The organism is Endozoicomonas sp. ALC013 (genome assembly GCF_049310205.1).
Lineage (GTDB): Bacteria > Pseudomonadota > Gammaproteobacteria > Pseudomonadales > Endozoicomonadaceae > Endozoicomonas.
Map to the genome: position 1 here is coordinate 1 of NZ_JBLYNS010000095.1, position 20,404 is coordinate 20,404.

Annotated in this window: 17 protein-coding genes; 7 read left to right on the forward strand and 10 right to left on the reverse strand. The window is 46.9% G+C overall.

Translation table 11 applies throughout. The features are described from left to right. Positions 1-30: 30 nt before the first annotated feature. The gene (locus ACO6V1_RS16060) at positions 31-1,245 is read right to left on the reverse strand and encodes a multidrug effflux MFS transporter (RefSeq protein WP_422448152.1); all 1,215 of its coding nucleotides are present in this window, start codon (positions 1,243-1,245) and stop codon (positions 31-33) included. A gap of 473 nt (positions 1,246-1,718) precedes the next feature. Between ACO6V1_RS16060 and ACO6V1_RS16065 the strand changes: the two genes are divergently transcribed. From ACO6V1_RS16065 to ACO6V1_RS16075, 3 genes are all read left to right on the forward strand, one after another. Continuing rightward, the gene (locus ACO6V1_RS16065) at positions 1,719-2,675 is read left to right on the forward strand and encodes a hypothetical protein (RefSeq protein WP_422467622.1); all 957 of its coding nucleotides are present in this window, start codon (positions 1,719-1,721) and stop codon (positions 2,673-2,675) included. Between the two features lie 288 nt (positions 2,676-2,963). After that, on the forward strand, positions 2,964-4,013 hold the full coding sequence (locus tag ACO6V1_RS16070; protein ID WP_422467624.1) for a potassium channel family protein: 1,050 nt from the start codon (positions 2,964-2,966) through the stop codon (positions 4,011-4,013). Between the two features lie 443 nt (positions 4,014-4,456). Next, positions 4,457-6,517, forward strand: coding sequence for an AarF/UbiB family protein (locus ACO6V1_RS16075; RefSeq protein WP_422467626.1), 2,061 nt, complete (start codon positions 4,457-4,459; stop codon positions 6,515-6,517). Between the two features lie 104 nt (positions 6,518-6,621). Here the strand turns inward: ACO6V1_RS16075 and ACO6V1_RS16080 are convergent, their stop codons facing one another. The 5 genes from ACO6V1_RS16080 to ACO6V1_RS16100 all read right to left on the reverse strand — a co-directional run bounded on the left by ACO6V1_RS16080 (position 6,622) and on the right by ACO6V1_RS16100 (position 12,165). Beyond that, the gene (locus ACO6V1_RS16080; protein WP_422467628.1) at positions 6,622-7,110 is read right to left on the reverse strand and encodes an efflux RND transporter permease subunit; all 489 of its coding nucleotides are present in this window, start codon (positions 7,108-7,110) and stop codon (positions 6,622-6,624) included. Continuing rightward, on the reverse strand, positions 7,107-8,390 hold the full coding sequence (locus ACO6V1_RS16085) for an efflux RND transporter permease subunit (protein WP_422448142.1): 1,284 nt from the start codon (positions 8,388-8,390) through the stop codon (positions 7,107-7,109). The genes ACO6V1_RS16080 and ACO6V1_RS16085 overlap by 4 nt, the downstream gene beginning before the upstream one ends. Positions 8,391-8,392: 2 nt before the next feature. After that, positions 8,393-9,286, reverse strand: coding sequence for an efflux RND transporter periplasmic adaptor subunit (locus ACO6V1_RS16090; RefSeq protein ID WP_422448140.1), 894 nt, complete (start codon positions 9,284-9,286; stop codon positions 8,393-8,395). Between the two features lie 226 nt (positions 9,287-9,512). Further along, positions 9,513-10,169, reverse strand: coding sequence for a hypothetical protein (locus ACO6V1_RS16095; RefSeq protein WP_422459777.1), 657 nt, complete (start codon positions 10,167-10,169; stop codon positions 9,513-9,515). Positions 10,170-10,398: 229 nt separating this feature from the next. After that, a complete protein-coding gene (locus tag ACO6V1_RS16100) occupies positions 10,399-12,165 on the reverse strand; it encodes a hypothetical protein (RefSeq protein WP_422467630.1) in 1,767 nt (588 codons plus the stop codon). 114 nt (positions 12,166-12,279) lie between these two features. On the opposite strand from ACO6V1_RS16100, the gene ACO6V1_RS16105 reads away from it, so the two are divergent. Continuing rightward, complete coding sequence (locus ACO6V1_RS16105) at positions 12,280-13,443, forward strand: ankyrin repeat domain-containing protein (protein WP_422459774.1); 1,164 nt, start codon at positions 12,280-12,282, stop codon at positions 13,441-13,443. Between the two features lie 189 nt (positions 13,444-13,632). Here ACO6V1_RS16105 and ACO6V1_RS16110 read toward each other — a convergent pair whose 3' ends face one another. Then, positions 13,633-14,259 carry a hypothetical protein gene (locus tag ACO6V1_RS16110; protein ID WP_422467632.1) on the reverse strand — a complete coding sequence of 209 codons (627 nt, stop codon included), beginning with the start codon at positions 14,257-14,259 and terminating at the stop codon, positions 13,633-13,635. 172 nt (positions 14,260-14,431) lie between these two features. Continuing rightward, positions 14,432-14,635 carry a hypothetical protein gene (locus ACO6V1_RS16115; protein WP_422467634.1) on the reverse strand — a complete coding sequence of 68 codons (204 nt, stop codon included), beginning with the start codon at positions 14,633-14,635 and terminating at the stop codon, positions 14,432-14,434. A 139-nt stretch (positions 14,636-14,774) separates the two neighbouring features. Here ACO6V1_RS16115 and ACO6V1_RS16120 point away from each other — a divergent pair, with 139 nt between their 5' ends. Beyond that, a complete protein-coding gene (locus tag ACO6V1_RS16120) occupies positions 14,775-14,909 on the forward strand; it encodes a hypothetical protein (protein WP_422467636.1) in 135 nt (44 codons plus the stop codon). Positions 14,910-15,583: 674 nt separating this feature from the next. Here ACO6V1_RS16120 and ACO6V1_RS16125 read toward each other — a convergent pair. Continuing rightward, positions 15,584-17,884 carry a hypothetical protein gene (locus ACO6V1_RS16125; RefSeq protein ID WP_422467638.1) on the reverse strand — a complete coding sequence of 767 codons (2,301 nt, stop codon included), beginning with the start codon at positions 17,882-17,884 and terminating at the stop codon, positions 15,584-15,586. Positions 17,885-18,149: 265 nt separating this feature from the next. On the opposite strand from ACO6V1_RS16125, the gene ACO6V1_RS16130 reads away from it, so the two are divergent. Then, positions 18,150-18,344, forward strand: coding sequence for a hypothetical protein (locus tag ACO6V1_RS16130; RefSeq protein WP_422467640.1), 195 nt, complete (start codon positions 18,150-18,152; stop codon positions 18,342-18,344). A 96-nt stretch (positions 18,345-18,440) separates the two neighbouring features. On the opposite strand, the gene ACO6V1_RS16135 is transcribed toward ACO6V1_RS16130, so the two are convergent. Continuing rightward, the gene (locus ACO6V1_RS16135; protein ID WP_422467642.1) at positions 18,441-18,641 is read right to left on the reverse strand and encodes a hypothetical protein; all 201 of its coding nucleotides are present in this window, start codon (positions 18,639-18,641) and stop codon (positions 18,441-18,443) included. Positions 18,642-19,086: 445 nt separating this feature from the next. Between ACO6V1_RS16135 and ACO6V1_RS16140 the strand changes: the two genes are divergently transcribed. Continuing rightward, positions 19,087-19,959 (forward strand): hypothetical protein, encoded by an 873-nt coding sequence (locus ACO6V1_RS16140; RefSeq protein WP_422467644.1) that lies wholly within the window; start codon positions 19,087-19,089, stop codon positions 19,957-19,959. Positions 19,960-20,404: the final 445 nt, after the last annotated feature.

Sequence of the window (20,404 nt, forward strand, 5' to 3'; positions counted from 1 at the left end):
TGATTCATACCCGCTTTGATAACAACAGATTCAGGCAGCCTGTGGAGTGACTGCTGATACATCGCTGGTTTTCATCAGACAGACACCGGAGATGGCAACTGCGATTAAGGTGATCACTGACAGCGACAGGGTACCCGCTTCAGGCAGAAAGCCGATCAGTGCACTGATCAGTGTTGCCAGCAGCATCTCAATAAAGAAAATCAGGCCCGCTGCGGTACCCATATTCTCTTTCATATGTTCAGTGGCCCTGGCCTGACAGAGCGGCATAAACAGACCGAGACCCAGTTCATAAATAGCGATACCCGCAACATAGCCGGTGATGGATTGACCATCCGTCAGCAGACCGCTCACCAGGGAAACCATGGCACCAATCATCAACAGGCTACCAGCGACCAGGGTGCTCTGGGTCCGGCTCATGTTGGCGGTCAGTTTAGGGCCCATGGATGCGCTGAACAGGTAGCTGGCAATAGCCACAGCAAACAGGTAGCCATAGGTTGCCGGAGAAATGCCTAACTGACCAATAACCACAAAGGAGCCTCCGGCAACAAACACAAAGGCTCCGGCAAATGCCGCACCGGCGGCAATGGTAAAGCGCAGGTAGCGGGCATCCGTCAGCACCGCTTTATAGCCTGCCAGCACAGAATTTTTCGATGTGGTTGCCGTGGTTGTTTCCTGCTTGTGTTCTGGCAAGAGCGTCAGTGCCAGTATCGCAATCACCGCCATGGCTGCCATCACGTAAAAGCTGTACTGCCAGTCGGCATACTCCTGCAGATAACCGCCGACAATCGGTGCTGCCATGGGAGCAATGGTCAGGCAGCCGCCAATATAGGCCAGCATTTTCACTTCCATCTGGTCACGGTAATAGTCCCGGGCCATCATTCTGGCAACGGCAGTTCCGAAGCAGCCAAAAACGGCCTGGGCAAAACGGGCGGCAATGAACAGATAGATGCTATCCGTCAGCAAAGTGATTGCTGTTGCCGCAAGGTAAAGGGAATAACCCATCAGCAGGGTTTTCTTTCGGCCCAAACGATCAGCCAATGGGCCGACAATCAGCATCGACAGGGAAAAACCCAGCATGAATAAACCAACACTCCATTGAGCGATCGCGGAGGTGGTGCCGAAAAACGCGGTGATTGCTGGCAGTGAGGGGGTGAAAATATCAATGGACACAGGTCCTACCACCGCAAACAGGGTCAGAAGAATCAGAACAAAAGCGGGGTGCTTTTCGGGAGTCAGGTGTCGCATGGTGGTCCGCTGATAAGTGGAAAAATAGAGAGATAATGCGACAGGTACGATTGATCAACAATCCGTGTTTATGCCAATTATCAGGATGTTGATCGCTGTTTATAGAGCAGACATTAATTTAATTATGATGTCTGCGCTGGTTTGCCGGTGGAACTCAAGATTGATATAAGTAGCTAACCATATGAAATCATATATTTCTGACTCCTTGTTCAGGTACTCTGCTTCGTTACAACTCCGGTCACATAGCTACGGCTATGCTCCCTCCGTTGTGCCTCGCATAGCACCTGCCCAAGTAGCCAGAAATATATGATTCCATATGGCCAGCTACTTAAGCGCAAAGGGCTGTTAAACGGATTGACTGAATTCTTGAACAACTACTCAGCGGGGCTGAACTATTTCCTGATCATAAGGTCTGAAATTGGTGACTGATCATCAGTTGATTTTTATGAGCAAAATTATCAGGTGTTCAAAAAATGATTACAGCTACTGCGCACACAAATTCACCGCAAGCAATCAGGCTTTCTGAGCTTGAGGGTGGTTCAGCTTCAGCTGCACCGGTTGATGTTAAATTCGGGGATACATTCCGGACTATACAACGGGTTTTTGAGCCGGGAATTCTGCAACGGGCCAACGATGCAATCAATATAGATAGCTATGATTTTGTTAAGGATAAATATCAATCAATACTGAAATCCAGACTTTGTTCAGAAGTGTGGCGAGGATTTGAAGACAGTCAATGTATTTTTTCTTTAATCCCTGAAGGCTATCCAGAAACCAAAGTACGCGTACAGTTTGCTCCTGATTCTCGGATTGTTAATCAGAAAAGCTTTGAGCGCCAATTAATGACCAGTGATAAGGCATTGATTGAGCTGGCAATAAAAGGTGTAGAGGTGTTGGCCGGGCAATTCTCATTGCAGGGTCAGACTGTGGAATTGTGTGCGTTGAGGATCATTCGAAATTACATCCGCAGTGACGGTTTAGTCGGAACTGCATGGTTTCGTAATAGGGGGGATTATAGCCTCGTGATGTTAATGAATGATGATTCAGTTAAAGAGGGTGGTCCTTATTACACGGGAGGAGGGCTGGCAACAGCGGAATTAGAGAGTAGAGATTGTTTTGGAATATATTATGCTACTAAGGGATCTGCTGAAGACCACCCTTTCGATAAAAACCTTGGCCATGTTTACTCAAACACAGGCAATCTTATTCATCGATTCGCTAATGCCAAATATGTCCCGGATGAAACTGAAAAGCAGCCGACTAAACCTCGGGAAAAGTATGTTGTAATGCCACCTTGGGGAAAGCCTGTTGAACAGAGGTTATTGCTAATTGTTATGACCCCCTCTTATGATACCCACCAGCCAGTGTCGCGGTTTATGTCCGTCGTGTCTGACTTATCCAGGCGAGTGCAATCCTGGGTTAATGATTAGTTGGTGAATTTCCACCCATAGTCTCTGGTTATACATCAGGTGTCAGATAATAGGCTTTCCTGTGCAGCACACCATCATCTGCGTTGCTCTGGTACGCTGTACGGGACTATTGCCCGTAGCGAGGATCGCGAGAAATTGAGGATAAAAATTCGGTGTTGTCTGGCAAACAGGCCTGGGACCTGAAAAGGCCTGAATCACAGATCTTATAAGTTAACGTCATGAATATATGTGTTATTATCACGCACTGGTGATATATCAGACTTCTGGACCATGCATGGTAGGGTTAACTTGAGTTTTCTGAAATCAACTTTGCGGTTCTTTCACCACCAGTTTCTGAAACTGAGCTGGCTGGTTTTGCTGATGGTTTTGCTGGGCCACTTTATTTTATCCTGGGCGCTGATGTGGCTGGCCGGTGAATCGGCGCTTCTGCCTGTTGATCAGTGGTTTTATTTTTATGTCACAACATCGACCACCGTCGGCTATGGCGATCTGAGTCCGGGTACTGCCTCAGGGCGGGTTCTGGCCGCGTTGTTTATTCTCCCCGGTGGCGTTGTGCTTCTCACAGGAGGCCTGGGGAAGCTGTCATCATTTTTTCTCAGGGTATGGAGTAGAAGAATGCAGGGCAAAGGGGATTACTCAGATTTGGATAATCATATTGTCATATTTGGCTGGAAGCGAAATCACACCCCGAAAATGTTGCAACTGATTTTTGGCGACAAACGTCGTGAGAATCGTAAGATACTGCTCTGTACCAGCCAGGAAATGGAGAATCCTTTTCCTGACCAGATTTTGTTTGCCCGAGGGGAAAGCCTGACGGAGCCGTCGTTTATTCAGCGAACCGGCATTGGCAATGCGGCCAGAGTGATCGTGTTCCGTGACTCCGATGATCAGACCCTGGCCACCTGCCTGAGTATTGCCGCGACGAAAACCAAAGCCCATGTTGTTGCCTGGTTTGAAAGCCAGCAGATGGTACACCTGCTTCAGTCCCACTGCCCGCAAATAGAGTGTCACAGTAATTTGTCCATGGAACTGCTGGTTCGCTCAGCCCAGGATCCGGGGTCTTCTCGTGTGCAACAGCAACTGTTATCAACATTGACAGGGCCAACACAGTACAGTGTTCGCGTGCCTGAAGATTTTGGAGGGACGACGTTTGGTCGACTGCTGGAGTTTTTTAAAATTCATCACGAAGCCATAGCCCTTGGAGTGGCGGGGTCTGCCACCGGAGATAACCTGAGATTAAATCCGCCCGGCAATGACCGGGTGACAGCCGGACAGGTTGTTTATTACCTGTCTGCTCATCGGATTCACGGACATGAAATTCAGTGGGAGCAGCTGTAGTTCCGGCGCTGCGGTAATCAACCCTAATTCTCGGTCAGGCTCCTGGCATTGAACTTGAGACCCATGCGGTATTAAACATGAATACCGCAATTTGGCCTTTTTCGATGATTCTCTCCCTTTGCCAACCTTTTGAGCCAGTAAAAACCAATCTCTTTCGATAATGCTGCAGGTTTACCAGAGTTCTTAATTGGTACTTTGGTTTTTATTTGTGAGCTATGTTTTCGCCGGGCTTTATCTTTTCAAATCAAGAGCATTAATTGATGAATAATCATGCTTTTAAGTAATTGGTGTATTTTAAACAGAAATAATAGTGAACTTTTCATCTTTTATTCGGTCTCAATAACTAAATAATCATTATGTGATTACTTCTCAATTGGGCTTAATCACTTATTTTTCTAATTTAAACAGTAATGTTTCCACTAATAACAATAAGGAGTTCTGTTATGATGCCAGCTAATGCATGCCCTGAGTCGGCCAGCGAAATCCCGGATCAGACTCATTCTCATCCAACAGTTGGTCAGGTTGATCCATTATCCCAAGGTGTCCATTCTGCGACCTTTACCTCGCAACAATCACCTTATGGACCCATGGCTGCAGGTCACACTGTCAGGGCTGTCCCCCCTGAGTCACACCTGGGTGAACAGCAGTTTGACCCTGAAGACCCCTCTAAAGTGCCTGATGATCAGGTCATCGTTGGACGCCAGCCTCGTACTCTATCTTCCCTTGAATGGCTGGGTGATAGGATTAAAAAGGGGTTTGCCAGTCTGTTCAGATCGTTCAAAATGATGGGGATTCTCTTCAGTATCTATTGGCATGGTGGCAGTATAGAGAGCTTCCAAAACGCTGCTGCTAAAGCCCGGGGGGGGATTCTGGTAAAGGCAATTCAGTTTGCATGCAGTTCTCCCTCAATTGCCCAAGATCTTTTTGGTGATGACCATGAGCAATTTACCAGGACTTTATCTCACGTTGCCACCAGCAATAAGCCAATGACCGAGGCAGAGCTGATTCATTGCCTTGATGAAGCGGGTATTGATTACAACCCGGAGCGATTGAATGAAAGGCGTAATCTCGGTACCGGTTCAATTGGTGAGGTCAATGAGATCATCCTGAAAAACGGAGAGAGTCTGATTGTCAAGACCGTTTCCGAGTCAAGTGAAACCAGGGTTTACTCTGATTTACGGGTTCTCAGGTTCGTGCTGGGGCTGGTTACCTTCTTTGCACCGAGTTCAATTGGTAAAGGGACCAAACATGCTATTTTCTCATTCTTTGACAGTGTCAAGGAAGAATTGAATCTGATCACTGAGGCCAACAGAACACGGCAACAGGATTTTGCTTTCAAGGCCGTTGCACAGCAGCATATATTTGATATTCGGCAAGACGAATTACCGGATTATGCATATAAGCTGCCTTCCCGGCCAATTGGGTTCACTATCCAGCATCCTGTCACTGGTACGGTTTTGCTACAGCTTCCGGTTAATTTTAAAGTTCCGGCCGTTGATGGTAATACTGCCTCTCCCCATGCCCTGGGCATGGAAAAAATTGATGGGGTTACGTTAACTGAAAATGACCAGCCAAAACTTCGGAGTCTTGCGGCAAAGTTATTTAATATCGATGAGACGAATATATCGGACGATCATCTACTCGCCTTCAGGTTCAGTCTGAAAAAACTGGCATTCCAACACTGGTTTTACTGTTATGCCCAAACGGGATTTTTTAATGCGGATATGCATGATGGTAATGTCATGGTTAACGTTGAGGATGGCAGACTGAACATTTACTTTATTGATCTGGGTAATGCTCAAAAAGTCTCGAGGGATGCGGTAAAAGCCACCTATACCATTCTTGGCGCGATGGAGCAACTCCGTGAAGAGTCCGGTGTAGCCAGGAGAAGTCACTATGCAGATCAGGTAGTTCAATGTATGCAAGCTTTGAGTGAGTATGAACCTGATAAAGTAAATTGGGGTAAGCTGAAGCAGGAGGTCCTGAATCTGATGCCCTATCGTGGAGAGGGCAAGATTGATCAAAAAGTCATTGACCTGTTTAACAGAGCCTATAAGTGTCATGTGAAGATGCCAAAAGAAACTGTAGCGTTGTTCAGGGCCAAGATATTAATTAACTCCCAGACCACTATGACCGATGAAGCAAGAAGGTCGCTGGACAGAATGGTGCCTTCATTGATCAAACTGCTGGGCAGTGATGCCAGTTCAAGTGTGCCTCCCGGAAACATTGCTGGTCAAAATGCTCTGCTGATGCTGATACGGCAGCTTCCAGAATTACGTCAACAGCTGATTGAACTAATGAGCACCATTCCAGCAACTGATGAGCAATTGGAATATGCAGCGTCTCAATTACTCTCAAAAATACACTTACCACCTGATGAATTCAGACGTGAGGTTGATGAATTAATTCGGCAATGGCAGATGCAGATGCCGCCTGCTCATCCCGAACAGACGCACAGTCATGCTGGGTCCAGCACTGCATATCCACCACCGGTGCCAGGTTAGAGTTAATTGGCAGCAAACCCGGAGTTATCAGGCTTAACCGGTAACCGATAATTCGGCAACCGGTATTAGCCTGAGTAACTTCCCGGCCTGAGACAGCGAAAGAGTTATTGAGTCAGTAGCTTCTCCAGTTGTCTTGACACATGATCCGGAGAGGTGGTTCTTCTGGCCATCAATGAGTACATGGCTGGCACCACAAACAGGGTTAACAGGCTGGAGACGGTAACACCGGCAAAAACCACGACCCCGATAGAGAACCGGAACGCTGAACCGGCCCCTGAGGCCAGCAGCAGAGGATTGGCACCAACCACCGTGGTAAGAGCGGTCATCAGAATAGGGCGCAGCCGCAACGCTGATGCTTCAAGTACTGCCTCGTTAAAGGTCCACCCCTGATCCCGAAGCTGGTTGATAAACTCCACAATCAAAATGCCATTCTTGGCCGATAATCCGATCAGCATGATCATCGCCAGCTGGCTGAAAATATTCAGGGTCATGGCGTATTCCGAGAACAGTTGGCCAACAGAGCCTTCCATAAATATGATGGGCACGAAGGTCATCACCAGAACCACCGTGGTTGCCACCACGGCAAAGCTCACCTCCCGGGCACCTTTCCAGGCGGCGACAGGGGCGGTTCGCCACGCTCCAGATGCTGGTGGATATTTTCCAGCACCACAATCGCATCATCCACCACCAGACCAATGGCCAGCACCAGCAGCGTCAGCAGGTTGATGGAGTAGCCCAGCAGGTGGATAACGATAAACGCACTGATCAGCGACACTGGTACCGTAACGGCCGGGATCAGGGTGGCCCGCACATTGCCAAGAAAGATATAAAGCACCAGCACCACCAGGGCAATCGTCATGGCCAGGGTGGCATACACCTCATCAATGGCGGACTGGATATAAATGGAAGAGTCCCGCGTGGTGGTCATATAGGTGCCTTCCGGCAGGAAAGGGGTGAATGCATCGATCTCATCTTTCACGTTCTGAATCACTTCCAGCGGGTTAGCCTGGGAAAGTGGCACAATGCCAAGGCTCAATACGTTCCGGCCATTGGCTTTTGCCAGTGTCTCGATCTCTTTGGCCTCGGTACGGATGGAGGCAATATCTGCAAGATAGACTCTGCGGCTGCCCTCCTGACGAATCAGCAGACGACGGAAATCGTCAATGGTGTTGTAGTCACGGTTTAACCGGACGGGCAAGGTTCTCAAACTGTCGGTTAATTCACCGGCAGGCAGCTCGACATTGTCACGACGCAGGGCGCTGCGGACATCGCTGGTGGTGATTTGCCGGGCCGCCATGGCCCGGGCATCCAGTTCAATGCGCATGACATATTCCCGGGCACCCATAAGGTCAACGGAGCTGACGCCATCGACCAGGGAAAGCCGGTCCTGCAAGGTGCGTTGCGCATAGTCAGTGAGTACAATCAAAGACATGGTGTCACTTTGCAGGCTGACATTGAGAATGGTTTCGCCACTGCCATCGTTCTTCCAGACAATGGGTGACTCGGCTTCATCCGGCAGACGCCAGATAACCCGTGACATGGCTTCCCGGACATCATTGGCTGCCGTTTCCATATCCCGGTCGGGAGAAAACTCGATATTAATCCGGGACGTCCCATTACGGCTGGTGCTTTCAATAAAGCGCACCCCTTCAATACCACCGAGCTGGTCCTCAATGACATTGGTGATCTTGCTTTCAATAACCTCGGCAGAAGCCCCGGCATAGCCGGTATACACCATCACCGTCGGTGGGGTAATATCCGGCAGCTCCCGAACCGGTAACATCTGGAAACAGATAACCCCGAAGGTAATCAGCAGCAGACTGACGACAGTGGCAAATACCGGTCGTTTGATGGATAAATCAGACAGTATCATGGTTACAGCAATCCATTGGCAGCGGCATGTGTGACCGGGTTGGCAGAGAGAACAGACGGTTCTTTCTCAAGCACAGTTACCCGGCGGACATCGGTGACTTTTACCGCACCTTCATTCACTACCCGCTCGCCTTCCACCAGTCCGGATACGACAACGATGAACTGATCAATGGTTTGCCCGGTGGTAATGGTCCTGCGTTCCACCCGGTTTTGCTCATCAATCACAAACACATAACGGCGGTTACCGTCATACAGGATGCTGCGGGAAGGCACAACTAATCGTTGTTGCTGGTTCGGGCGCTCAATAGAGGTACGCATCAGCATACCCGGGAGAAGCTGTGACTCAGGGTTATCCAGCAGGGCCCTGACCTGAAAGGACAGATTGACCGGGTCAATCCGGGGGTTAATGCTGTTGATGGTGCCGGTAAAGGTTTTTCCGGGCCAGGCATCGGTGGTAGCTGAAATACGGGACCCTTTGCTGTTGATCAAAGCTTCCATATAGTCCAGTTGCCGCTGGGCATCCTCAAAGGCAATTCGCGCCTGGGCGGTGATTGCCTCCTGCTCACGGTCATCCAGTTCAACCAGCAGCTGTCCTGATTTGACATTCACACCATCGCGCAGATGCAGGGCAACAATACGGCCATTGATTTGCGGGGCAATGTCAACGGACTGGTTGGCTTTCAGGTTTCCCAGCGCCATCAGATTCTGTTGCAATGTGGTGGCCGTCACTGGAAAGGCCGTTACCGTAGGAGCCTGGCTTTTTGCCGCTGTAGCGGAAGCGACCTGGGAAAAAGCTGCCAGGCAGGTCAGGGCAACCAGCAGGATTGCCCGGGATTTGGTGGTCGCTGCCCGAGCCAATACCAACCCCGGTTGGGTGAAGAGAGAGTTTGCTGTCATGACCCGGAGGTCTCCTGCCTGTGGGAATAAGGGACATCAGAATTTGGCGGAAGTCTGACTGAATTCATTAATGGGGGGATTATATCGCTAAAAGGTTCGATGATACCCTGACGATTACGATAACTTTTCGTAATTTTGAGTCCATTCAAAAGAAAGACCAACGTCAGTTTCGGCTGCCCTGGTTTTTGCGTCAGGAAGACTGCCCCCAGCTCTTTCAGATTCCGCATTACAAGTCAATTTCCTGTGAATTCAGGGATTTCAGAAATACTAATTTATCTCTATTAAACCATGCTGTTGATTCACAACTCCATCCGGGAAGATCAAAGTCTTGTGTACAATGTACAGCATCAAAATCAATGGCCACACGTTCCCAATCTATATAATTATCATTTTCTGAATGAGTGTATTCTTTTAATAAGTGTTCATACTTTTCGTATGAGTCAATATGAAATATATTTGCTGTATCTGAAACCTGAAATTGAGCCGCAGTTTTGCCTAAGAAAATGTGCATACCGTTATTTCTACACCACTCTATCCAGGCAGTTGTGTTTTTTTCGGTTTTGGTTTCTTCGGTTGCAGTTTCCTCGGTTGCAGTTTCTTTTTTTAGAGTACTTGTCCAAAAAGTATTTTCAGGTTTATCTCTCGGCAATCTTAGCCATAGTGGAAAATTCTTACCCAGAGGTTCGGAGTTAAACTGAATACTGGGGTCATTTTTTACTACCTTCCTGCTAGAAAGCAATCGTTGCATATCAAACTGCTGATCACGTCTTGGTATGAATACTTGTGCTGAATGATAATTATCATATATTGAGGATGGCTCTGAAAGGAAAGCCGCACTATGTAAACTGGTTAGCTCACTAGACTTCGCAGGAGATAAATTCATAGTAAGTTCCTTGTGTTTACGTTTATGAGTGTTTATTCACAATGAAAGTTCAAAAAGTCATGGATAAAATTCAAATTATGAAAAGCAGAAAAGCAGAAAAGCAGAAAAGCAGAAAAGCAGAAAAGCAGAAAAAGCAGGGTTCAGGTCTGGATTTTTGAAGGAAGAAAACCGGGGTCAAAAAAAGTGGGAAAGCAGGGGGGGGGAAGGTCCTTCATTTTTACCCTGATTTTTACTCCCTTTGGATCATTTTCTGCGCTGCTGCTATTTTTTCTTCTGTCCAGCGACCTACCTGTGTTGTCAGGCTACGCTCTTCGTCGGCAAGCTCAAGGAGTTCTCCATAGTCTTCCCATGTGTCTTCATTAACAGCATCAAGCTCATCGTAGGTTTTCCTGACGGTCTGCAGCCGATCAAGGGCCTCGCTTTTCCTGGTCACGAAATCCTCCAGTAACTGTCGTTTCTCGCTGTTATCCGGGTCTGGATGTTTGCCACTGCCGCCTGTTTTTGAGTGTTGTAATAAGAGCTGAAAGGCAAGAAGATCGCCCTTACCCATGTCGAGCCTGACTTTCTGGTCTTGCCAGGGCTCCTCAACGGCAAAATGACGGACGATTCTGGTATGTAAACTACCAAACAGTTCCAGCTTCTTAGTGTTGTCCAACGCGTTATTGTTCAATAGCAGCTTTTCACAACTATCCAGCCGTAGCAGTGCATCGTTCAGCTTCTTCTTTCTCGTCTTCTTCTTATAGCCGGGCAGCTGTTGTTGTTCGAAGAGAGCAACGGTTGCTACCACACTTTCATGCCTGTATTTCTCTTCATTGTTCAGCGGTGATGCCTGAATGATGGTTTGCAGTTTATAAAAGGCGTCTATGCTCAAGTCAGCAGCGCTGTCCCGCCACTCTTTGCTGCGGCACTGTGTCAGAAATAAATGGAGCTCGATACGGAACTTCTGGCCTGCAGCTGCTTCGGCCCTGGCAAGCGCTGCGAATTTCCTCTGGTCGGCAGGGGACTGTTTACCCATATCCCCTTTTTTCTGCCGCCATTCTGTTATTGCCGTTTTTGCCTTTTGCCATTGCGTTTTGAGATCTTCCAACTCATCAAGCGCTTCTCTGGTCGGATTTAGTTCGATATTTTTCAGCCCGATCTGTCCGGAGTTATATTTGTCTTTTCGCAATGAGTTAAGCTCTGTTGTGCCCAGCGATTCCTCTGCTGCTATTACCGATTCCATAGTCTGCGTCTGGTACCCGGAATCATTGGTACCTTCGAGGTCTGCCAGCTGGCCAGCATACTGCTCCCTGATATCCTGATACAGGGTGTCAACACCGGTTGACTCAGCGGCTTGCCATGTCTCCGTGGTCGCTGTGGGCAGGGTATTGCCAGATCTGGTAGTGACCATGGTCAGGCTTTCATCGGGCATCTGACCGCTATTGTCAACCGGCAGCTCCGGTAATGGTCTTTTGTATTGCTTAAGAGGAGGCAGTCGCTGACGATTGCTTTTCATTGGCGTCTGCTCACTATGTTGGACAAGTAGTGGCAGCGGCCTTCTGGGTTTTTCCGAGGATGGTTGGTTATGTTTACCGGGCGGTGGTGGTAGCGGCCTGCTATTATTCGACACGGTATGAGAGGTGGGGGTGTCACTATTGTCACCCGGTGGCTTTGGCAGTGGCCGTTCAGGGCGTATTTGGTGACCGGATCCCTGTTGTTTATCAGGTTGCTGTACTTTCGGACTGCTTACGGGGGTGGTGATTTCGACTTTCCTCTGCCGGAGGAGAAACCCCGGCACCTTTGAGATCACAAAAGCTTTTGCGGCCTTTGCGGCCTTTGCGGCCTTTGCGATTTGTGTAGCCCATACCGATACAGACTCAGTCGGTTCATGGACCGATATCTGACGATCGTCGAATCTTGCTGTGTCGGCTTTTTTGTGCTGTTTGTCATTGTCGTCAGACTTATGGATGCCGGGCTGGACGATGTGTTGAGTGGTAGAATTGTTGATTTGTGGCATAAAGATCCAGTCCCCTTGTGCCTGATCTGCAACCTGTTACCTGTTTGCCATATCCGTTAAGGCAGTTTGCATGGTTATCGACGATTGTCTGAGATAATCCATTTGGAAGTAGTTATGATTACACTGTTGAGAGACGTTGAAAATGTCTTGATGGGCGCAACAAAGAAACTGTCCCCGGACGATAAAAATCTGCTCAAGGCAGCCGAGGATGGTGACCTGGCATCGATGAAGACATTGTTGGAACAGGGGGCTGATATTGAGTCCAGGGGCCGGTATGGCGAAACTCCGCTGTTTCTGGCGGTAACTTCGGAAAAACCGGAAGTTCTCAACTGTCTTCTGGCTGCGGGTGCCAGCGTGAATGTCCGCAATCCTTCAGGTCAAACTCCGTTGCATAGAGCCCGTAGCGGGGAGACTGTGCACCAGCTTCTGGCTTGGGGAGCTGATATTGAGGCCAGGGATAATTGCGGAAACACGCCACTGTTCCAGGCTTGTTCTAAAGCCGATCTGGAGATGTTAAAGGTATTTCTCGATGCAGGTGCCTGCGTTAATGCCCGCTCTGATTCAGGCCGGACTCCGCTGCACAGAGCCGGTAGCGGGGAGGTTGCGAAAGAGCTTCTGGCCCGGGGAGCCGATATTGATGCCAGGGATATGAATAAAGCAACGCCACTAATTTATTCGATCTCCATAAACGATACACTGGAGGTATTCAAGGTGCTTCTGGCTGCCGGTGCCAATATTGATGCAGCTGATAAATATAAACTGACATCATTGCACCATGCGGCTAGCGAACACTGTTTCGACTTGAATTATCTGAAGCTGCTTTTGTCCGAGGGGGCTAACCTTGAAGTCAGGCAAGACAACTGCACACAATGGACCCCGTTACATTTGGCAGCAAAAAGTGGTTCGGGCAAGAAAGTACAACTATTGGTGGCTGAGGGTGCCAACTGTAAGGCGCGAGCCTGGAATAGGTGTACACCGCTGAATTTTGCCAAGGGCAGAATTCGCAACTTGAAAGTCCTGTTGGCCGAGACTGGCAGGTTTGACAACATCAATCGGAATAATGAGCCAGATAATTTTCAACCCCAATCACTTCAGGTCTGCGCCCGGGCCTCTATCCGCTCGCGCCTGGTTGCACACAGTAAAGAAACGGGACAACCGTTGTCGAAATCGGTGCCGATGCTGCCGCTGAAGCCGCTGCTGCCGCTGCTGCCGGTGGATAAGCCACAGCTCAAAGACTATGTGTATGCGCCTTTGATGGGAAACCTTATTTTTGATTAGCAATATGGTAGGTCTGACACCATCACTGCTGTTGCAGTGCTAATAGAGTCTGGCCGAGGTTGACTCTGGAGCTGGGAGCCAGTAACGGGTCTTGAAGCTTTAATCCATTCAAAAGAAAGATCAAAGCCAGTTTCTGTTTACCTGGTTTTTTCGTCAGGAAGAATGCCCCCAGCTTTTCCAGATGCCATATTACAAGTCAATTTCTTGTGAATTCAGGGATTTCAGGAATACTAATTTATCTTTATTGAACCATGCTGTTGATTCACAATCCCAACTGGGAATACGAAAATCTTGTGTACAATGTACAGCATCAAAATTAATGGCCACACGTTCCCAGTCTACATAATTATGAACTACTGGATGAGGATATTCTTTTAATAAGCATTTATATTTTTCATTTGAGTCAATATGGAATATATTTGCTGTTTCTAAAACCTGAAATTGAGCTGCAGTTTTTCCTAAAAAGGAATTCGAAGGGTTTACTCTACACCACTCTATCCAGGCAGTTGTATTTTTTCCGGTTGTGGTTTCTTTTTTTAGAGTAGATGTCCAAAAAGCATTTTCAGGTTTATCTGAAAACACTGTGATCCCTGATAAAAAATTCTTGCCAAAAAGTTTAATGCTCAACTCAGCTGTGGAATCATTTTTTATTACTTTCCTGCTAGAAAGCAATCTTTGCAAATCAAATGGCTGATCACCCTTTGGTATAAATATTTGTGATGAATGATAATTTTCGCTTGTTGAGGATTGCTCTGAAATGAAAGCAGCAGTATTTGATGTGGTTAAATCACTGGGCTTAACAGTAGATAAATTCATAGTAAGTTCCTCGTGTTTTTTCTTATGAGTATTTTTTTACAATGAAAGTTCACAAACTCATGGATAAAATTCAAATCATTATTGCTCATGCCATAAGCCTGACTACACTTGCCGTTTGTTGAGCATTTTTGCTCCGGGGCTTTTTGCTTATTGTCTCTTGCCCAGTCTCTTTCTATCTGTTGCTGGTGCGGTTGTCGACACCACCGCAGTGAACTCTTCTGTTGTAGCCTCCGGTCAAGGTGGCAGGGCAGGCGTCGGTGCCGGGCGGGTTCTCCTTGACCTGGCCACTGTTGCCAACACCACAGCCGTGAACTGTCATGTGGAATCCACAGGTTCTGGTGGGGGCGCAGGCATCGGGGCGGGCCTGATCAGACATAAGTAGCTAACCATATGGAATCATATATTTCTGACTCCTTGTTCAGGCACTCTGCTTCGTTACAACTCCGGTCACATAGCTATGGCTATGCTCCCTCCGTTGTGCCTCGCATAGCACCTGCCCAAGTAGCCAGAAATATATGATTCCATATGGCCAGCTACTTAGCGCTGTATCGGAAACGATTACCAACACCACCGCGCTGAATTGTACCGTGTTAGCCTCGGGCAAGGAGGCAACGGCGGGTATCGGGGTGGGGGATATTGATTCCGGTTAGAGTTAGGTCGTAAAAAATAACCTTCATGCATCCTTGGTGCTTCTTTAATCTTAGGGCCATTGCATGGTCACCGGTTACTGCCGTTGAATAGCGAGACGATCTCACCAGATTCGGTGGGCAGGAACAACGAACGCGGTGGTTGGTTGCTCGAGAGAGCGTGTTTTTATAAAGGGCAAGAGTGCTTTGCGATGTAAGTTTCTTTTTGATAACCACATGATTTTTGGCATCAACACCATGTAGCTGGAAACTCTTTTTACTCAGATCAATTCCGAGGAAAGCTACCTGACCTTTTTGATTAGTTCCTGATTTGTTTTGCGTGCCCGTGGTTCACTCCGTTTCTTATTCTGAATGATGTTCCGCAAAACTCATTCTATCTTGGCTCATTTGAAGTGGTTTTGGGAGCGGGGCGGACGATTCCGTTAGGTCTTGAATCCATTCAAAAGAAAGACCTAAGGCAGTTTCGGCTTCCCTGGGTTTGCGTCAAGAAGAAAGACCTGACGCCCAGCTTTTACAAAACGGAATTTTTAGACCAATTTTCTGCCACTACATGGATGCAGGAGCCGGAGCAACACAGGAGCAGTTGCCGCTTAGTGCAGTCTATTCTCGGACAGCCACCTTGAGGTTATTACCGACCTTGTGCTTTTTGCGCCTGCTTTCTGGAAGGGTTAAGCGAGTTAGACACGGTCAAAAACCATACTCTTTCTGATAATTTGGCCAACTTCCGCAGTAATTACATTTACCTTTGGCGTAAAAGCTAACTGCAGTTTTTCTTTTTTACGGGCCTCCCTGGCGGGGTTCAACCAATTAGCCAAAGAACGCATCTGCGCATCATAATGATTATCAAAATTCCGATAAACATACGCCAGAGAGCTTAAATAAGCGGCCACATTGAGGCCTGCGGATGAGCCAGGCATGATGTCAGGGTGAACCTTGAGTTTATCCAGGGCTGCTTCAAAGCTGCCATAGATATCAACAGGTATAAAGCTTTTCACCTCAGGGTAATCACGGTTCAGATAATGGCGCAGACCTTTCAATAGCAGCTCAGCGGCTTTTTTTTCATCGCCAATAAGATGAAAGCCCCAACCCGCAGAATGAAGAATCCATATATCATTTGGAAAAAACTGACAGGCTTCCAATGAAAGACGCTCGACAGCATCCCGGTATTTATGAGGAACGTGATAATAATCCAAAAATAGCTCATTCAACTCTCTCCAGTAATCCCGCTCATTGTTTTTGCTTGCGGGCTCTGAAGAACCGGTTTTCACTGCCCGTGAATGCACAGCATGAGCAGTGTCTTGTTTGAGTTTTATTGCTGGGCAAGGTGGATGGCAGGATTGAGCAGGTTCTGTTTTTTCTCTACGTCGAGAGCCCGTTGTACGAGCGTCTGCCCCCCGTTTAAGTCTGTTTTTTCTATTACCTTGCTGCGGTTTACTGCGGCCGACTTTAGCTTGTGGTTGAATATCAACACTGACATCCACCTCATCTTGCCCTGGAGATTGATCAACGTTCTTAAGATCATCCATCCTGGTCATGAGCATCATCGTAGCAACAGCCTTGTGCTCATAGAACTCTTCTCTCCATTTAATACCTTTATCTCTGTAATAATCCGCAGCATTTATACAGGCATTATATACCGCCTCGTTATCACCCATTTTTTCCAGGCAACGAATCAATTCTTCAAATACCGGAACTTGATTTTCTCCACTGACCAGGGACTGATAAATAGAGCTGGCTGTATCAACAGCACCGTATATTTCTTCACACCTGGCCTGCATATAGTTTTTCAATACACCTGCTGAAGGCTGCAGAAAGGAAAAGTATTCGTAACATTCAATTAATCGTCGTGCATCGTGCTCAGATTTTTCCAATACACAAACTGTTGCAGTATGCAACAACTGCAACAGCCCATAACGCTCAAAATCATCAGAAACACTAATGACTGACTTATGTTGAAATATCTGACAACTCTCTTTTACGTAGGAAATCACCAGTTCCGTGTTAACCTCTTTTCCGATCAGCAAATTGAAATGTAACGTCTGAATCTTGATTACATCAAGCTTACCCCCATAGGTTTTCATCAGCAGAAATTCTTTTTCCCTTTCACTTAAGTGTGGCAATTGACCAAAACATTTCAAAGCTACTTTTACCGGTAGCTCCGGGCTAAAGTAGGGTGCACAATAATGACTGCCATCAACATTAATGCAGCTGCAGATAATATTTAACGTAAAATACGATTCCCAAATTGAATACCATTGTGGGAAAGATGATATCTTCCCCATATCGTCCTTGCTAAGTATAATCCTGAAAATTAGCTCGACAATTTCTCCAATCTCATGCTTGGCGGCAACAGTTATTGGTAATTTCATAGATTGAGCCTTGTTGAGTAGCGCAGCCGTGATGGGCGTAACCCTGCATACGTTCATGGCTTTAAAATGTTCTCCATACACTTTTTGCATAATACATAACATGCAATTTATAAAATTATCAGGGCTGTAAAAATCAGACAATATCTCAAGAAGACTAGCAATGTCTTGTTGTCTTATTTCTTCTTTAGAATCTAATGTAAGAGAAAAGAGCTTGTTTGTAATAAGCTCCAGCTGTCTTAACTTAAAAAGATTTTCAACTTTTAAGTCATTCTTTATTTGCCTAAGTTGAGAAACGGTCATTTTTTTTCTGGAAACAGAACCAATTTTTTCATCATTAAACGTCGGACCTTTTTCCAAAACACGAATAGCTTTTACAAGAAGGAGATATTCCTGAGATCTGGCATCAAAAAAAATAGAGCTAAAGCCTGGAGAGCCAAGGTGATTAGTAGTAACTTCAGGCTCTACAGTACGCGTTGAAAGACTATCAGAAGCAGGATGAGCTGGAACTCCTTTTCTTTGTGAAGGAGTGTCAAGCGTTTCAGACGTACTATCCCCGGTAACTGAGGATGCATATTCAGAATGAAATAAATTACACTTCGAGGAGATCATAATTATTCACCAAATCAATAGGAGCCTGTCAAAAAAATAGGAGCCTGTCAAAAAAATAGTCTCGTCAGTAAAATCCGTGCTCACAGAATATAATATGTCGACGAATCTGATGTATAACATCAAAACTGATTTATTATTTGTGGAATCTTGACAAGTAGTAGAGGAGCAGGATTAACCTGCGCAGGAAATAGGACACCTAAGCAGGAACAGGACAGGAAATAGGCCCCCCATTTTTGGCCTGCATGCCTCGCCGGAAACTGTGTTTGTGGCTTTCCCGGATAGTCCGGAAGGCAAACTGGGGGTAGCGCGTTTCAAAGCGGAGTGTTGCCTGAGGGGCCTGCCGTTGAAAGGCCGATGGATCACACCGGATGAGGTGGTTACAGCTTTCCCGGATAGCTCGAAAGGCAAACTTGGGATAGCGCACTTCAAAGTGGCATGCTGCTTGAGGCACCTGCGTTGAATAGCGAGACGATCTCACCAGATTCGGTGGGCAGGGATAACGAACGTGGTGGTTGGTTGCTCAAAAGAGCGTGTTATTATAAAGGGCAAGAGTGCTTTACGATGTAAGTTTCTTTTTGATAACCACATGACCTTTGGCATCAACACCATGTAGCTGGAAACTCTTTTTACTCAGATCAATTCCGAGGAAAGCTACCTGACCTTTTTGATTAGTTCCTGATTTGTTTTGCGTGCCCGTGGTTCGCTCCGTTTCATATTCTGAATGATGTTCCGCAAAACTCATTCTATCTTTGCTCATTTGAAGCCATTTTGGGAGTGGGGCGGGCCATGTTATTAGGTCTTGAATCCATTCAAAAGAAAGGCCTAAGCCAGTTTCGGCTTCCCTGGCTTTGCGTCAATAAGAAAGACCTGCCCCCCGGCTTTCTGACCCCCAGCTTCCTTGGTTGACATAAATAAATAGTGAATGAGTGGTGAAAGGTAGGAACTTTTATAAGAAAGCATGGTCTTAAGTTTTAATTCGATAATTCATTAATTCAATGGATAGACCAACTTCTTCTCAATTAGGTCCAGCCTCTAATGGCCTTTCTAATATTCAGGGCATGCCTTTAGCTGAATCTGGTGCAACAGGTCAGGCTTTCTCCAGAATGGTTACAGAAGTTGGACAACCTGTAACTAACCATGACATGACTGACCGATCTACAAGTTCAAATAATGAAGGGTATTTAAATCCTGAAAAAAAATGCTTGAAAGATTTCGCTGTACAAAATCAAACTGCCTATGAAGGTTCTCCTGCAATTCCAGTAGCTATACCACTGAAAAATTATCAGGTTGCAGAATATGACCCTGAAAATAATACTTTTTCAATATACTCCTTTACAAAGGGTGTTCAATCAACCTCGCAAAACTCGACAGATGTTGATACTAAACTTAATCCACCTATTCAAATTCCTGATCAAGATGGCATTGGTAATTTCTCTAAATCCACAGCGTCGATTGCGATTATTACCCCACGATTGAAAAGTGAACATCTTCAACAATATATATCTCCTGCGATTCAAGCCGAAGAAGCTATTGATGAAAATTCTTCACATATTGAATGCCAAAGGGAGCTTCGCAAAGATCCCGTTTACGCTGAGCGCCAAAGGGAGCGCCAAAGGGAGCGCCAAAGGGAGCGCCAAAGGGAGCTTCGCAAAGATCCCGCTTACGCCGAGCGCGAAAGGGAGCGCCAAAGGGAGCGCAAAAGGGAGCTTCGCAAAGACCCCGCTTACGCTGAGCGCGAAAGGGAGCGCAGAAGGGAGCGCTACCAGACAGATTCCGCTTACGCCGAGCGCCAAAGGGAGCGCCAAAGGGAGCTTCGCAAAGATCCCGCTTACGCCGAGCGCCTAAGGGAGTACCATAGGGAGCGCCAAAAGGAGCTTCGCAAAGATCCCGCTTACGCCGAGCGCCAAAGGGAGCGCCAAAGGGCGCTTCGCAGAGATCCCGCTTACGCCGAGCGCGAAAGGGAACGCCAAAGGGAGCGTCGCAAAGATCCCGCTTACGCCAAGCGTCAAAGGGAGCGCAAAAAGCAGTATCGTCAGTCAGTCAATTCAGCTAAAACTCAGGTGATTTACCACTGACGGGAAAAGGTCAGGTCAACCTGGTTGTTATTGAACTTGCCAATGAATTCGGCATTTCTTATGAGTATGCAAGTGCAGTTCTGACTGAGACTGATTTCTTGAAGTTGTGTCTTGAGGCAATACCTGAAGCTTTTCTTGAATTGCTTTCAAGTCGTTCATTTTTGTTGTTAGTGGGTTCAATAATTCCGTTGTATGGTTTGCCAATCCTGAGAGATTATTTTCAGCAACAATTTTATCCAGGTGATTCTGTGGCTAATGAAGAAACTGAAGTGTTAATTTCTATTCAATAACATGAGTTTTTGTCTCATCAGCACCATCTTACATTTCACTCATTCATTGACTCATCGCCCTCAGGGCTTCCTGCAGGGTTGGCATTAAGCTGTTGTTGCAGGAACTGAACCACCTTATGATGGCCCTTTTGCCTGGCGATGGAAAGTACGTCCGC